Here is a 14272-nt window from a genome sequence, read left to right as displayed (position 1 = left end):
GGCGGGGGGAACGGACAGGTCCGCCCACGGGCCGTGCGCGGCGGGTGGGCGACTGCTTGGTCACGAGCCGGACGCTGCCGGGCGGGAGTGCCGCCACGGACTGCGACGGGTGGACCCTAGGCGCGCTCTCGAAGGGGTGTCCACGGACGTCATCGAGTTGTGACCTGGGCTCACGATCCGTCCGGTGACCGTAACTTCCACGTCCGGCAGGCCGACGGGCGGGCTGCTTTCCGTCGGGGTCGCCGAGCCGCCGGAGGCCTTCCGGCCGGCCGGCCGAACGCGCGTCGCACCGTCACAGGTGCCGACGCCCGGCCCTCAGCGACGGCCGAGACGGGCGCGGACGGCGGGGAGAAGGGGACGATCGGCGGCGATCCAGTCCAGCGCGTCCAGCTCGTCGGCCCCGACCCACCGCAGCTCCGCGTGCTCGTGGGCGACCGGCCACCCGGAGCCGATCCGCGCCCACCAGACCCGCATCGTCGAGGCGCCGGGAGCACCTCCGGCGACGACGCCGTCGAGGACGACCTCCCCCAGGAACGCCTCCGGCGCGACGGCGATCCCGAGCTCCTCGGCGCACTCGCGCACCAGCGCGGCGAGCTCCGGCTCCCCCGGTTCGACCTTCCCGCCCGGGAACTCCCAGGAGCCGTCGTACCGGCCGCCGGACCGCTGGGCCACCAGCACCCGGTCGCCGTCGACGATGGCGGCGCCGACGACCTGCACCACGTCCCGCGCCAGGGCGGCCGCCGCGGCGGCGTAGCCGTCCAGGTGCGACCGCATCGCGCGCTCGACCCGCCGGCGCAGCACCGCCCGGTCGACGATTCCGCGCACGACGCCCGGCAGCCCGGTCTCCCAGTCGACCTGCTCGTCGACCAGGGTGCCGGCGCCGGTGGCCGAGAACTGCCGGCGGTGGGTGATCCGTCCGCGGCCGACCCGTGCGGAGTAGACGTCGCGCTCCGGCCGCACGGACAGGACCTCGTCCAGCGGCACGGGCCAGGGCCGGCCCAGGGCGCGGGCGACGTCGAACGCCACGGTCAGCGGCGCCTCCACCAACGTGGTGAAACGCAGCCGGAACACCCGGGCACTCTCGCAGATGGCGGCACTATGGCTGCGTGCGCATCAACGCCCGGGTCGACTACGCCGTCCGAGCCGTCCTCGAGCTCGCCGCGGCCGCGCCCGACGCGCTGACCTGCGACCGCATCGCGGCGGCCCAGGACATCCCCAACCGCTTCCTCCAGGCGATCCTCGCCGATCTCCAGCACGCCCGGCTGGTCACCAGCCAGCGAGGGCGGGAGGGCGGCTACCGGCTGGCGCTCCCGGCGTCGGAGATCTCCATCGCCCGCGTCATGCGGGTGGAGCAGGGGTTCCTCGCCGAGGTGCACGGCCAGCGCCCGGAGGACGTCAGCTACCCCGGGGCGGCCACCGAGCTGGCCAGCGTGTGGGTGGCCGCCCGCGAGGCCTACCGGCGGGTGCTCGAGGGCGTCACCGTCGCCGACGTCGTCGCCGGGCAGCTGCCCCCGCACGCCGCCGAGCTGGTCGCCATCGACAACGCCTGGCGGTCGTTCAGCGCGCCGCCCGAGGACTGAGGCGGACCCCGCCTTCCATCCGCGACCGCCCGTCCGGCGACACTGGCGTCCATGACCGCTGCGCAGCGACCCGGCGTCACCGTCTTCCTCACCGGCCTGTCCGGGGCCGGGAAGTCCACGATCACCGACGCCCTGGTGGCCGGTCTCGAGGCCGACGGCCGGCCGGTCACCGTCCTCGACGGCGACGTCGTCCGCACGCACCTGTCCAGCGAGCTGTCCTTCTCCAAGGAGGACCGCGACCTCAACATCCGGCGGATCGGCTGGGTCGCCGGCGAGGTGGTCAAGCACGGCGGTACCGCCGTCGTGGCCGCCATCGCCCCGTACGAGGCCGCCCGCGAGGAGGCCCGGAAGCTGGTCGAGGCGCACGGCCGGTTCGTGCTCGTGCACCTCTCCACCCCGCTCGAGGTCTGCGAGGGCCGCGACGTCAAGGGCCTCTACGCCAAGGCGCGCGCCGGGGAGATCCCCGTCTTCACCGGCGTCAGCGACCCGTACGAGCCACCCACCCGCGCCGAGCTGGTCATCGACACCTCGGTGACGCCGCTGGCCGAGTCCGTATCCCTCATCCGAGCGGAGATCGACCGCGGGTGACCCGCCACACCCGTCGCACCCGGGCGCGCTGTGGCACCATCAGGGCATGACCGATCGCGGCGCGCTCCTCGTCGCGCGTCTGCACATCGATCTGGCACTGGTCTCCAGCGCCGCCTGTCGCGCCGCGCGCTGACCCAGGACCACCCGCGCAGCTCCCCGGCTGCGTCCCGATCCAGCAGCGCCCCGACTCCCCCGGCCCGCTGCCGGGCGGGCGGCGAGCGCAGGAAGAAGTACGCCACGTGAGCACCCCCACCCGCACCAGCAACCGGCCGCAGCGCGGTCAAGGTCAGTGGGCGCTGGGCTACCGCGAACCGCTCAACCCCAACGAGCGGATGAAGAAGGACTCCGACGGCCTCGAGGTGCGTCAGCGGATCCTCGACATCTACTCGAAGACCGGCTTCGAGGGGATCGACCCCGGTGACCTCCGCGGCCGCATGCGCTGGATGGGCCTCTACACCCAGCGCGCCCAGGGCATCCCCGGCGGCAAGACCGCCGTGCTGGAGCCGGAGGAGCTCGAGGACTCCTACTTCATGATGCGGGCCCGCATCGACGGCGGGCAGCTGACCAGCGACGCCCTGCGGGTCATCGGCGGGATCAGCACCGAGTTCGGCCGCGACGTCGCCGACGTCACCGACCGGCAGAACGTGCAGTACCACTGGATCCGCATCGAGGACGTCCCCGAGATCTGGCGGCGGCTGGAGTCGGTCGGGCTGAGCACGATGGAGGCCTGCGGCGACGTGCCCCGGGTGATGCTCGGCTGCCCGCTGGCCGGCATCCTCGAGGACGAGGTGCTCGACGCCACCGATGTCATCGCCGAGACCGTCGCGAAGTACGTGGGCAGCCCCGAGTTCAGCAACCTGCCCCGCAAGTGGAAGACGTCGATGTCGGGCTGCGTCGACCACTGCACCGAGCCGGAGATCGACGACGTCTCCTTCGTCGGTGTCGTGAACGAGGCCGGCGAGGCCGGTTACGACCTGTGGGTCGGCGGCGGCCTCTCCACCAACCCCATGTTCGCCCAGCGGATCGGCGTGTTCGTCCGGCCCGACCAGGTCACCGACGTCTGGGCCGCCTGCACCGCCGTCTTCCGCGACTACGGCTACCGCCGGCAGCGCAACCGCGCCCGGATCAAGTTCCTGATCGCCGACTGGGGCCCGGAGAAGTTCCGCCAGGTGCTCCAGGACGAGTACCTGAAGGAGGCGCTGCCCGACGGCCCCGCCCCCGCCCCGGCCAAGCACGACCAGCGCGACCACGTCGGCGTCAGCAGGCAGAAGGACGGCCGGAACGCCGTCGGCTTCGCGCTGCGCACCGGCCGGATCAGCGGCTCGCTGCTCACCACGATCGCCGACCTGGCCGACGAGTACGGGCAGGGCCGCATCCGGACGACGACGCAGCAGAAGCTGGTCATCCTCGACGTGCCCGACGAGAACGTCGAGCCGCTGGTCGAGGCGCTGGCCGAGCACGACCTGCAGGTGCGCCCCAGCGCGTTCCGCCGCGGCACGATGGCCTGCACCGGCCTGGAGTTCTGCAAGCTGGCGATCGTGGAGACCAAGCAGCACGCCCAGGAGCTCTACGCCGAGCTGGAGCGGCGGCTGCCCGACTTCGACGTCCCGATCGGCATCAACGTCAACGGCTGCCCGAACAGCTGCGCCCGGTTCCAGACCGCCGACATCGGGTTCAAGGGCTCGATGGTGCGCGACGACAGCGGTGAGATGGTCGAGGGCTTCCAGGTGCACCTGGGCGGGCACCTCGGGGTCGAGGCCACCTTCGGCCGCAAGTTCCGCGGCCACAAGGTGACCAAGGCCGAGACCGCCGACTACTGCGAGCGCGTGCTGCGCGGCTTCCTCGACCGCCGGACGCCGGGCGAGTCCTTCGCCCACTACGTCGCCCGCGCCGAGGAGGACTGGCTCCTGTGACGGTGCCCCGGTGAGCGAGGAGCCGACGGGGGGAAGGACCCGGCAGCTTCCGGTGTTCCACTGCCCGTACTGCGGGGACGAGGAGCTGACCCCCTACGGGGAGTCGGCCGACGGCTGGCGTTGCGGCGCCTGCCTGCGTGCGTTCACCGTCCGACTTCTCGCCACGGGGGTGCAGGAATGACCACTGCGATCTCGCCGACGCCCGAGCTCGCCGCCGACGCCGACGCCCACTTCGAGGGCATCGCCGACCCGGTCGAGCAGGCCCTCGCCGTGCTGCGGTGGGCCGGCGAGAACTTCGGCGACCGGTTCGCCGTCACCTCTTCGATGGCCGACGGGCTGCTGGCGCACCTGGCCGGCCGCGCGATCCCCGGTGTGCACGTCATCTTCCTGGACACCGGCTACCACTTCGCCGAGACGATCGGCACGCGCGACTGGATCACCGGGGTGCTGCCGGTGACGCTGGTCAACGTGACGCCGCCGCAGACGGTCGCCGAGCAGGATCTGGCCCACGGGCCGAGGCTGCACGAGCGCGACCCCGACCTCTGCTGCTCGCTGCGCAAGGTGCAGCCGCTGGCCGAGACGCTCGCCGGCTACCTGGCCTGGGGCTCGGGCGTGCGCCGGGACGAGTCACCGACCCGCACGGGCACGAAGCTCGTCGACTGGGACGTCAAGCGCGGCATGGTGAAGGTCAACCCGATCGCCGCCTGGACCCAGGACGACGTCGACGGCTACATCGCCGAGCACCAGGTGCCGGTGAACCCGCTGTTCGAGCTCGGCTACGGCTCGATCGGCTGCGCGCCCTGCACCCGGCCGGTGGCCCCGGGCGAGGACGCGCGCGCCGGCCGCTGGGCCGGCTCGGGCAAGACCGAGTGCGGCCTGCACACCTGAGCCGGACGGAGGCAGGATGGGCCGGTGCCGCGCCCACCCCGCCTCTCCCCTGACGAACTCGCCGCCGCGCTGCACGGCCTGCCGCTGTGGTCCGGCGACGGCGAGGGCATCCGCCGCACCGTCGAGCTGCCCTCCTTCGGCGACGCCGTCGCCGCGATCGTGCGGATCGGCTTCGTCGCGGAGGCGATGGACCACCACCCCGACGTCGACCTGCGCTGGCGCACCCTGCACCTCACGCTGGTCAGCCACTCCGCCGGCGGCGTGAGCGGCCTCGACCTCGACCTCGCCCGCCGGATCGACGCGCTGCTCCCCGGGTGATCCTGGAAGGGATCATGGCGCGGTGACGGCGGATCGCGCCGATCCGCCGGTCACCGCGCCATGGACGCGGGAGGCCCCTCGTCAGCTGCCGACGCGGCCGCCGTCCGTGCGGTAGACGACCGCGACGCTGGGCCGCGGGAACGGCTTGTCGCGACGGCGGTCGGGCCAGGTGCTCGACGGGTTGTCCACCGTCGCCCCCGTCGTCTCGCCCGGGTGCTGCACCGCGACGAACACCGACGACGCGTCCCGCGTGATGAGCGGTCCGCTGCACTCCGCGCCCAGCGGCACGGTGAGGAACGCCTTCAGGTGCCCGCGCTCGGGGCCCGCCGTGGGCACGGCGAACAGCCCGTCGTTGGTGCCGCCGAGGGTGCCCTCTGCCTGGTTCACCCGCGACAGCACGTTGCCGTCGGTGGAGATCCACAGGTTGCCCGCCGGGTCGAACTCGAGGTTGTCCGGGCAGGACATGGCGCTGACCCGGGACTTGTCGTACCCGGCGAAGTACGTGCCCGGGTCCTTCGGGTCGCCGGCCACGATGAAGATCCGCCACTCGAACCGGTCGCCGGCGGCTCCGCGCGTCTCCTGCCACTCGATGACGTGGCCGTTGCGGTTGCCGGCGCGCTCGGTGTAGGTGCCGCTGTCGGCGTCGAACGCGAAGGACCGGCTGATCGGGTTGGCCTCGTCGACGCCGGTCCGACGGGAGTTGTTGGTGAGCGCGGCGTAGACGCGGCCGTCGACCGGGTTGACCTGGATGTCCTCCGGGCGGTCCATCTTGGTCGGCACCTTCGCGGGGTCGACGACGACGGGCGCGGCCGGGTCGGGGAAGTCGCCGGCGCGGTCGAGCTGCTTGCCGAGGCGGTCGGCGGCCAGCCGGGTGAAGGTCAGCACCCAGGCGACGTCCTTCCCGGGCACCATCGAGCGGCCGTCCTCCACCAGCGGGATCCACTGGCCCCAGCCGTCGAACTCGCCGTCGGCCGGGAGGGCGCCGCTGCCGTCGATCTCCGCGGCGGGCGAGTCGCCGACGAAGCGGGCGACGTAGAGGTCGCCCTCGTCGAGCAGGGTCAGGTTGTGCGCCCGTGCGCCGCGGTCCTTCCCGGGCCGGTACTTCTTCCGCGAAACGAACTTGTAGATGTAGTCGAACCGCTCGTCGTCGCCGGAGTAGGCCACGACGCGGCCGTCCTCCGCGATGCGGACGTCGGCGCCCTCGTGCTTGAACCGGCCCAGCGCGGTGCGCTTCTTCGGGGTGGACGTCGGGTCGTAGGGGTCCACCTCGACGACCCAGCCGAACCGGTTGACCTCGTTGGGCTCCCGGGCCAGGTCGAAGCGGGGGTCCACCTCGTCCCAGCGTCGGCCGGCCGGCGACTTCGTGGAGATCCCGTACCGGGCCAGGCGCGGCTCCTTCGGGTTCTCGGTGATGGGCACGGTCGTCCCGAAGTACTGGTTGAAGTTCTCCTCCCCGTGGAGCGTGGTGCCCCACGGCGTCATGCCGCCGGCGCAGTTGTTCAGCGTGCCGAGGGCGGTGCGCCCGCGCGGGTCGGCGCTGGTGCGCAGGTAGGTCGAGCCGGCGGCGGGGCCGGTGAGCTCCATCGGCGTCTGCGCGGTGATCCGGCGGTTGCGACGTCCGTTGCGCACCGGGCGCCACTCACCGGTGTTGCCGTGCCGCCGCACCTCGACCACCGAGATGCCGTGGGCCATCATCGCGATCCGCTTCTGCTCGGCCGTCGTCGGTGCGGACTCGCCGGCGACGCCGGAGAACATCAGCTGCTCGTTGGTGTACTCGTGGTTCACCACCAGCAGGGCTTCCCGGTCGCGGTCGTCCAGCGGCAGCAGGCCGATGTAGTCGCAGTTGTAGCCGAACTGCTTCGCCTGGGCCTCGGGCGTCTGCCGGTCGATGGCGAACTCGGGCGCACCGGGCTCGACGGGGTCACCCCAGCGCATGACCACGGAGTACCGGTAGCCCGCGGCGGTGACCAGCTCGTCGAGGAGGTTCTGCTCCACCGGCTGGAAGGTGAGGCCGCCGCCGTGCCCGCCCTTGCCGCCCCGTCCGCCGCCGCGTCCCCGGTCACCCGCGGCCGCGGCCGCAGACGCCACCGGCCCGGCCACGACGAGCAGCGCGCTCGCGCCGGCCGCCTTGAGCATGCTGCGGCGGCTGAACGCCGACTCGACGACGTCGGCGAAGGTGGGGTTGTCGGTCTGGTTGGGGATCGCGGAGTCGCAGGCGTTGCCGCACTTGTAGAAGCAGGTGGTGTGGCTGCGGCTGCCGTGCCGCAGCGTGTTGAGGAACGGCAGCAGCGCACGGGGGCGCGGCTCCTGGAGCTCGGTCATCTGATCCCTCTTGGGTCGCGAGGAGGTGGGCTCTCGCGACCCAAGCGGTCCACCGCCACGCGGGCGTGGCCGCACGGTGAATGACCGGTGACCCTCTGATCACCGGTCGTCGGCGGACGCGGCCTACGGCCGGACGGGGAGGACCAGCAGGGCCAGCAGCCGGTCGGCCTCGGCGTCGGGGTCGGCGGTCAGTCCGGTGTGCACCGGCCCCGGCTGGACGACGGTGCTGCGCGGCGCGGTGAGCCAGCGGAACCGGGAACCGAGCGCCTCCCGCCCCGCGGCGCCGGCGCCCGGATCGGCCGCGCAGACGTCGGCGGCCGCCTGCAGCGCCCGGCCGATCGCCGCCGCATCGGCCGTCGGGTCCAGGGCCCGCAGCCGGTCGACGTCGAGGTGCAGCCGGGAGCCGAGGTAGTCGCGCTGCCGGCAGTAGACCAGCACGCCTGCGTTGAGCGACTCACCCCGCTCCACGCGCGGCACCACCCGCAGGACTGCGTACTCGAAGGTGTCCCTCGTCCCGACACTCATCGCTGGCTCATCCCTTCCGGCGGTGGCGGCCCCAGCCACCCCGGCCGGTTCTGCCCGACGCGCGTCCGGCGCCGGCCCGCGCCCCCGGCGGCCGCCGCCGAGACCAGCCCGGGCAGCCAGGCGTCACGGGCCGCCAGCCGGGCCAGCAGCTGGCCCACGTAGCGGTTGCGCACGGCGTGCGGACGGTCGTCGGCCCCCTCGCCCTCCAGCCACTCGTCGGGCACCTGGGCGAGCACCCCCTCGAGCACGGGACGGGTGACCCGGGACGCCAGCGCGGCGTCGGCGGCCGGCACGTCGGGCGCGCACTCGAGCAGCGCGTGCGCCGACGCGTCGTAGGGCCGGGTCACGGCGGCCTCGGCGCCCGGCCAGTGGTGGTGGAACGTGAGCGCGGCGCCGTGGTCGATCAGCTGCAACCGGCCGTGCCAGAAGAGCATGTTCGGGTTGCGCCAGGAGCGGTCGACGTTGCCGGTGAGGGCGTCGAACCACAGCACCCGCCCGGCCAGCTCGGGATCGACCCCGTCGGCGCCGGCCTCGAAGTCCAGCGCACCCGGCAGGTAGTCCAGACCCAGGTTGCGCCCGGCGGAGCGCTGCAGCAGTTCCTGGACCTCGTGGTCGGGCTCGCCCACCGCGAGCTCCGGCGCGACGTCGACGGTCACCAGCGCCGGCACCGGCAGCCCGAGCGCGCGGGCCAGCTCCCCGCAGACGACCTCGGCGACGAGGACCTTCACGCCCTGGCCGGCCGCACGCCACTTCACCACGTATGTGCCGAGGTCGTCGGCCTCCATCAGCCCAGGCAGGGAGCCACCCTCGCGCAGCGGGGTGACGTAGCGGGTGGCGGTGACGGCGGGCAGCACAGTGCGCCCGACCCTAGCCGGGCCCCGGGCGCCCGGCCTCCGTCGTCCCCCACCGACGGGCGACACCCGACGGGGGGACCGGCGTCCCGGATGTCTCAAGCCCGCACCCCGGGTGGTCGATCGGGACGAACGACGGCAGAGGGGGTGGACGTGGTGCGGACCCAGGGGGTCGACGGCATCGCCACGCTCAGGACCCGCGTCCTGCGCGAGGCGGCCGTGGTCCTGCTCCTCACCGTGGCCTTCGCCGTGGCCGGCGTGGCGTGGGACTGGCCGCAGCTGCTCAGCGGGCCGGCGGACGACGTCGTGCTGGTCCTGGCCTTCTCCCACCTGCTGATGATGGTCTTCGGCAAGCGCCGGTCCGACGAGCTGAAGGCGGAGGTCGCCTCCCGTCGCCAGATCGAGGACGAGCTGCGCCACCGGGGGCGGCACGACCCGCTCACCGGCCTGCTCAACCGCGCCGCGCTCGCCGACGACCTCGAGGCCGCCGTCGCCGACTCCCTCGCGGGCGGCCCGGCGGTCGCGGTGCTGCTCATGGACCTCGACCGGTTCAAGGAGGTCAACGACGCCCTCGGGCACCACGTCGGCGACGCGCTCCTCCGGTCGGTGGCCGACCGGCTGGCCGCGCAGCTGCGGGAGGAGACCGTGCTGGCCCGGCTGGGCGGCGACGAGTTCGTGGTGCTGCTCCGGGGCTGCGGGGCGGGTGAGGCCGTGCAGGTGGCCGAGCGTGCGCTCGAGGCGATCCGGCGCCCCTTCCCGGTGGACGGGCTGACGCTCGAGGTCGACGGCAGCTGCGGGATCGCCGTCCACGGGGGCAGCGCCGCCGACCTGCTGCGGCACGCGGACGTGGCCATGTACGCCGCGAAGGCCGACCATCTCGGGACCGCCGTGTACCGGCCCTCCCTCGACGCCGACGCCCCCGGGCAGCTGAGCATGTTCGGGGACCTGCGCCGCGCCATCCGCGAGGGCGAGCTGGTCGTGCACTACCAGCCCCGGGTGGCGCTCGCCGACGGCCGCGTGCGGGGCGTGGAGGCGCTGGTCCGCTGGCAGCACCCGGAGCGGGGGCTGGTGCCGCCGTCGGAGTTCATCCCGCTGGCCGAGCAGACCGGCCTGGTGCGGCCGTTGACCGAAGCGGTGCTGGGGCAGGCGCTGGCCGACTGCCGGCGCTGGCGCGCCGACGGCCTCCCCCTCACCGTGGCGGTCAACCTCTCCGCCCGCAGCCTGCTCGACATCGGCCTCGCCGACCGCGTCGCCGAGTCGCTGCGCGAGCACGGCGTCCCGGCATCGTGCCTGGAACTGGAGATCACCGAGAGCGCGGCGATGAAGGACCCGGCGCGCGCCCTGCAGGTGCTGCACCGGCTGCGGGAGCTGGGGGTCGAGCTGTCCGTCGACGACTACGGCACCGGGCAGGCCTCGCTGGCCTACCTCACCCGGTTGCCGGTGGGCACGCTCAAGGTCGACCGCTCCTTCGTCCAGACGATGGAGCTCGACGCCAGCGACCGGACGATCGTGCGCTCGACCATCGACCTGGCGCACAGCCTCGGCCTGCGCGTCGTCGCCGAGGGCGTGGAGACCCGCGCCACCTGGGACGACCTGGCCCGGCTGGGCTGCGACGACGCCCAGGGATTCTGGCTGGCCCGCCCGCTGCCGGCGGCGGCGGACCTGCCCGGCTGCGTGGCGGAGCTGCAACGGCGGCTGGCGGCGTCGAGCGTCGGCTGACAGTGAGGATGTAGGCGCTGCCCCGCAGCGGTCGTTCCTGACCCTTCGGCTGACTGACTTCGGGTCTTCAACGGGATCTGTCGGTTCGGTCCGCTGCGGGGCTGCCTGCACTCACCGGTCGTGGCGGTGTGACTTCATAGGAGCCTGTGCCAGCAGGCACCCATCACTGTCTTGTCCGTTCGCCCGGCGGTGCGTGCCGCCCTGTCGGTTGCGAGCGAGAAGGACGGCGATGACCACCATCGCACCAGAGATCGTCCCGGGCCAGGTCCAGGTGGCCGGTGGCGTGGACACCCATTCCGACACCCACACCGCTGCCGCCGTGGACGGCGCCGGGCGGCTGCTGGGCCACCGGCAGTTCCCGGCTACCGCGGCCGGCTACCGGCAACTGCTGGCCTGGCTGCGCGGGTTCGGGGTGCTGCTGGTCGTCGGCGTAGAGGGGACCGGCGTCTACGGCGCCGGGCTGGCCCGGCACCTGGCCGTCGAGGGCGTGGCGATGGTCGAGGTCGACCGGCCCGACCGCAAGACCCGCCGGTTCGCCGGCAAGTCCGATCCGCTCGACGCCGAGGCCGCCGCCCGCACCGCGCTGGCCCGCACCCGCACCGGCACCCCGAAGGACCGCAGCGGGCAGGTGGAGGCGCTGCGCAACCTGCGGGTGGCCCGTCGCAGCGCGATCGACCAGCGGGCGGACTGCCAGCGGCGGATCAAGTCGCTGATCGTCACCGCTCCCGAGCCGCTGCGCGCCCAGCTGCGCGGCCTCAAGGGCGTCACGCTGATCGGCACCTGCGCCGGGCTGCGCCCCGATCTCAACCGCATCGGCGAGCCGGAGCAGGCCGTCAAGCGCGCGCTGCGTTCATTGGCCCGCCGCCACCAGCTCCTCAGCGAGGAGATCAACGAGCTCGACGACCTCATCGGCCCGCTGGTTGCCCAGATCAACCCCGACCTGCTCGACTGCACCGGCGTGGGCGCCGACGTCGCCAGCCAGCTGCTCGTCACCGTCGGACAGAACGCCGACCGGCTGCACTCCGAGCCGGCCTTCGCCATGCTCTGCGGCGTTGCCCCGATCCCGGCCTCCTCGGGCAAGACCCACCGCCACCGGCTCAACCGCGGCGGAGACCGACAGGCCAACGCCGCCCTCTACCGCATCGTGCTCTGCCGGATGCGCTGGGACCCACGCACCCGCGCCTACGTCGAACGCCGCACCACCGAAGGCCTGTCGAAGAAGGACATCATCCGCTGCCTCAAGCGCATGATCGCCCGCGAGCTCTACTACGTCCTACGCCCCGCTCACCCAACCAACGACCTCGCTCCGGCGGCTTGACGATCCATAGGAGCATCCCGGCGGCGGCGCACACTGCACCCGTGGCCCTCCTGCGCCGGACCGGCCCCGCGGACCTCGTGCGGGCACCGTTGACCTATCCCGAGGTGGGCGGCACGGGGGACGCCGTCCTGCCGACCGGCTACCGGCACGCCGAGCGCCGCGCCGTCGTCGGCTCCGGGCCGGCGGCGTTCGAGCGCGCTGCGGCCGCGGTGCTCGACTGGCGGGCCCAGCGCGGTGCCGGCCTGCGGGTGCGGGCCGGCGGCCCGGCCGGCGAGGTGGGCACCGTCGTCGTCCTCACCGCGGGGCTGCCGCGGCTGGGCTACGACATCCCCTGCCGGGTGGTGTGGGCCCGCACCGACGGCGACGAGCGCGGTTTCGCCTACGGCACGCTGCCCGGGCACCCGGAGAGCGGTGAGGAGCGGTTCGTCGTGCGGCTGACCCCCGACGGCGACGTGGTCTACGAGATCCGGGTCTTCTTCCGCCTGGCCTCACCCGGCGCCCGGCTGGCCGGCCCGCTGGCCCTGGTGCTGCAGCGGCTGGCGACCGCCCGGTACGTCGCGGCGATCCGCCGCGCGGCCCGGGGGTAGCAGCCCTACGGGCCCTGCCGGCCCGCCGCGACCGCCGCGCGCTCGCGCTCGACCAGCTCCTTGCTGCGGACCAACCGGATCATGGTGACCACGAGCAGCCCCCCGGCCATGTTCAGCAGCACGGTGTACCAGAACCAGGCCAGCCAGTCGACGTAGCCGAACGGGGCGCCGGCGTGCAGCGCACCGAAGATCAGCAGCGAGTCGAGGATCGAGTGGAAGAGGATCAGGCCGGCCAGGAGGAAGCCGCCGATGACCGAGGCGACGATCTTGCCGGTCTCCGAGTGCGCGCCGTGCTGCATCCGGGTCATCAGCGTGATCACGCTGCCGGCGAGGAAGGCGAGGCAGACCGACTGCAGGTCCAGCGGCGCCTCGACGAAGCGCGTCGCGGACTCGACGGCGACGTCGGCCAGGTCGGGGAACCCCTGCACGACCACCCACATGACCAGCCAGCCGCCGACCAGGTTGGCGACCAGCGTCCCGCCCCACAGCTTCGCCAGCTGCGCGGTGCTGGCGCGGGCGGCGAAGACGGCGGTGACCGGGACCAGGAAGCCCTCGGTGAACAGCTCGCTGCGCCCCAGCATCAGGGCGATGAAGCCGATGCTGAAGGCCAGGCCGGCGAGCAGCTCGCTGCCCGTGGCCTCCAGGACCGCCAGCAGGGCCAGCACGCCGACGGCGATCTCCAGTCCGCCGGCCAGGCCGGTGGCCAGGACCTCGCGCCACCGGCGGTGCAGGCGCTGGGCCCCCTCGCTGACGATCTTGTCGAACGCCTCGGCGATCTCGTCCTCGGCGGGCGCGTCGGTCACGCCCAGCTCGGCTCGTTTCCGGTCCTGCTCGTCCACGTCTCCTCCTCGGATGGCGGGACGCCGGATGCCTGGGCACGGCGGTGCGTCCGGCGATCGGCCTACCCGCGCCCGCCGGTGGCACACCGCACACCCCAGTGGCGTCGGTCATCGCCCGGGCGGACGCCGCGGTGGGTACGGTCCCGGCCGTGGACGTCAGCGACCGCCTGTCCGCGCTGCTGCGGGCCCGCGGCGCGGCGGAGATCGAGCACCCCGGCGGGACGCTGTACGCGCACCTCGAGCGGGTGCAGCGTCTGCTGGCCCGGCTGGGCGCCGCGACCGAGGTGCAGCTCGCCGGCCGGGCGCACGCCGTGTACGGCACCGACGGTCTCGCCGTCCGGTTGCTGGCCGACGACGAGCGGCCGCTGCTGGCCGGGATCATCGGCGCGCCGGCCGAGACGCTGGTGCACCGGTACGGCCGCTGCGGCCGGGACCGCACCTGGGCCGACCTGGCGTCGACCGGTCTGGTGCACGACCGGCGCACCGGGCAGGCCGAGCGGCTGGACGGCGACGAGCTCCGCGACTTCGCCGACCTGAGCCTGGTCAACGAGCTGGACGTCGCCGCGCACGCCCCCGGCTTCGTCGAGCGCCACGGCGGCTACTTCCGGCACCTGGCGGAGCGGTGGTCGCCGGTGCTCAGCCCCGCGGTGCTCGCCGAGGCGCGCCGCGTCCTCGGCTGAACCCTGCACATCCCCGGGTGACGGCCACGGCCCAGCCGGTGCAGCCGGCTCCGCGGTGTTCGGCGGACCCGTGACACGTGTCATGGGTCGGTCGTGCGGACGGCGCGGGAGGTCGTGAGACACGGCACCTGTGCCGGTGGCGCC

15 protein-coding genes are annotated in these 14272 nt (G+C 73.9%); 10 read left to right on the top strand and 5 right to left on the bottom strand.

From position 1 onward, the window contains the following. Positions 1 to 315: 315 nt before the first annotated feature. Positions 316 to 1071 (bottom strand): (deoxy)nucleoside triphosphate pyrophosphohydrolase, encoded by a 756-nt coding sequence (locus ABDB74_RS04100; protein WP_346621961.1) that lies wholly within the window; start codon positions 1069 to 1071, stop codon positions 316 to 318. Positions 1072 to 1106: 35 nt separating this feature from the next. On the opposite strand from ABDB74_RS04100, the gene ABDB74_RS04095 reads away from it, so the two are divergent. The 6 genes from ABDB74_RS04095 to ABDB74_RS04070 all read left to right on the top strand — a co-directional run bounded on the left by ABDB74_RS04095 (position 1107) and on the right by ABDB74_RS04070 (position 5287). Continuing rightward, the gene (locus tag ABDB74_RS04095) at positions 1107 to 1580 is read left to right on the top strand and encodes an Rrf2 family transcriptional regulator (protein WP_346621960.1); all 474 of its coding nucleotides are present in this window, start codon (positions 1107 to 1109) and stop codon (positions 1578 to 1580) included. 51 nt (positions 1581 to 1631) lie between these two features. Beyond that, positions 1632 to 2168: an adenylyl-sulfate kinase gene (cysC, locus tag ABDB74_RS04090; RefSeq protein WP_346621958.1), complete on the top strand. Its 537-nt coding sequence runs from the start codon at positions 1632 to 1634 to the stop codon at positions 2166 to 2168. 239 nt (positions 2169 to 2407) lie between these two features. Continuing rightward, positions 2408 to 4081, top strand: coding sequence for a nitrite/sulfite reductase (locus ABDB74_RS04085; RefSeq protein WP_346621956.1), 1674 nt, complete (start codon positions 2408 to 2410; stop codon positions 4079 to 4081). Positions 4082 to 4091: 10 nt separating this feature from the next. Beyond that, positions 4092 to 4262, top strand: a complete 171-nt coding sequence (locus ABDB74_RS04080; protein WP_346621954.1) for a hypothetical protein — start codon at positions 4092 to 4094, stop codon at positions 4260 to 4262. After that, positions 4259 to 4969 carry a phosphoadenylyl-sulfate reductase gene (locus ABDB74_RS04075; RefSeq protein WP_346621953.1) on the top strand — a complete coding sequence of 237 codons (711 nt, stop codon included), beginning with the start codon at positions 4259 to 4261 and terminating at the stop codon, positions 4967 to 4969. The genes ABDB74_RS04080 and ABDB74_RS04075 overlap by 4 nt, the downstream gene beginning before the upstream one ends. Before the next feature lie 24 nt (positions 4970 to 4993). After that, complete coding sequence (locus ABDB74_RS04070) at positions 4994 to 5287, top strand: 4a-hydroxytetrahydrobiopterin dehydratase (protein ID WP_346621951.1); 294 nt, start codon at positions 4994 to 4996, stop codon at positions 5285 to 5287. Positions 5288 to 5368: 81 nt separating this feature from the next. On the opposite strand, the gene ABDB74_RS04065 is transcribed toward ABDB74_RS04070, so the two are convergent. The 3 genes from ABDB74_RS04065 to ABDB74_RS04055 form a co-directional block, all read right to left on the bottom strand. Continuing rightward, positions 5369 to 7609 (bottom strand): PhoX family phosphatase, encoded by a 2241-nt coding sequence (locus ABDB74_RS04065; protein ID WP_346621950.1) that lies wholly within the window; start codon positions 7607 to 7609, stop codon positions 5369 to 5371. Positions 7610 to 7732: 123 nt separating this feature from the next. Then, entirely contained in the window at positions 7733 to 8134 is a 402-nt protein-coding gene (locus ABDB74_RS04060) for a DUF3037 domain-containing protein (RefSeq protein WP_346621948.1), read from the bottom strand. After that, positions 8131 to 8988 (bottom strand): HipA family kinase, encoded by an 858-nt coding sequence (locus ABDB74_RS04055; protein WP_346621946.1) that lies wholly within the window; start codon positions 8986 to 8988, stop codon positions 8131 to 8133. The genes ABDB74_RS04060 and ABDB74_RS04055 overlap by 4 nt, the downstream gene beginning before the upstream one ends. 150 nt (positions 8989 to 9138) lie before the next feature. Between ABDB74_RS04055 and ABDB74_RS04050 the strand changes: the two genes are divergently transcribed. The 3 genes from ABDB74_RS04050 to ABDB74_RS04040 all read left to right on the top strand — a co-directional run bounded on the left by ABDB74_RS04050 (position 9139) and on the right by ABDB74_RS04040 (position 12609). Then, positions 9139 to 10704, top strand: a complete 1566-nt coding sequence (locus ABDB74_RS04050; protein ID WP_346621944.1) for an EAL domain-containing protein — start codon at positions 9139 to 9141, stop codon at positions 10702 to 10704. 229 nt (positions 10705 to 10933) lie between these two features. Beyond that, on the top strand, positions 10934 to 12022 hold the full coding sequence (locus ABDB74_RS04045) for an IS110 family transposase (protein WP_346621943.1): 1089 nt from the start codon (positions 10934 to 10936) through the stop codon (positions 12020 to 12022). 41 nt (positions 12023 to 12063) lie between these two features. After that, complete coding sequence (locus ABDB74_RS04040; RefSeq protein WP_346621942.1) at positions 12064 to 12609, top strand: DUF1990 domain-containing protein; 546 nt, start codon at positions 12064 to 12066, stop codon at positions 12607 to 12609. Positions 12610 to 12614: 5 nt separating this feature from the next. Here ABDB74_RS04040 and ABDB74_RS04035 read toward each other — a convergent pair whose 3' ends face one another. Then, a complete protein-coding gene (locus tag ABDB74_RS04035; protein ID WP_346621940.1) occupies positions 12615 to 13448 on the bottom strand; it encodes a formate/nitrite transporter family protein in 834 nt (277 codons plus the stop codon). Positions 13449 to 13597: 149 nt separating this feature from the next. On the opposite strand from ABDB74_RS04035, the gene ABDB74_RS04030 reads away from it, so the two are divergent. Beyond that, positions 13598 to 14128, top strand: coding sequence for a DUF6817 domain-containing protein (locus ABDB74_RS04030; protein ID WP_346621939.1), 531 nt, complete (start codon positions 13598 to 13600; stop codon positions 14126 to 14128). Positions 14129 to 14272: the final 144 nt, after the last annotated feature.

The organism is Blastococcus sp. HT6-4 (assembly GCF_039679125.1).
GTDB classification, from domain to species: Bacteria; Actinomycetota; Actinomycetes; order Mycobacteriales; family Geodermatophilaceae; genus Blastococcus; species Blastococcus montanus.
Note: the sequence above shows the minus strand (reverse complement) of the source record. Positions and strands in the feature narration are given on the sequence as shown.

Bases quoted from the DNA above. Each gene is read 5' to 3' on its own strand.
- cysC (WP_346621958.1), top strand. From the start codon at position 1,632: ATGACCGCTGCGCAGCGACCCGGCGTCACCGTCTTCCTCACCGGCCTG.
- ABDB74_RS04075 (WP_346621953.1), top strand. From the start codon at position 4,259: ATGACCACTGCGATCTCGCCGACGCCCGAGCTCGCCGCCGACGCCGAC.
- ABDB74_RS04065 (WP_346621950.1), bottom strand. From the start codon at position 7,609: ATGACCGAGCTCCAGGAGCCGCGCCCCCGTGCGCTGCTGCCGTTCCTC.
- ABDB74_RS04060 (WP_346621948.1), bottom strand. From the start codon at position 8,134: ATGAGTGTCGGGACGAGGGACACCTTCGAGTACGCAGTCCTGCGGGTG.
- ABDB74_RS04045 (WP_346621943.1), top strand. From the start codon at position 10,934: ATGACCACCATCGCACCAGAGATCGTCCCGGGCCAGGTCCAGGTGGCC.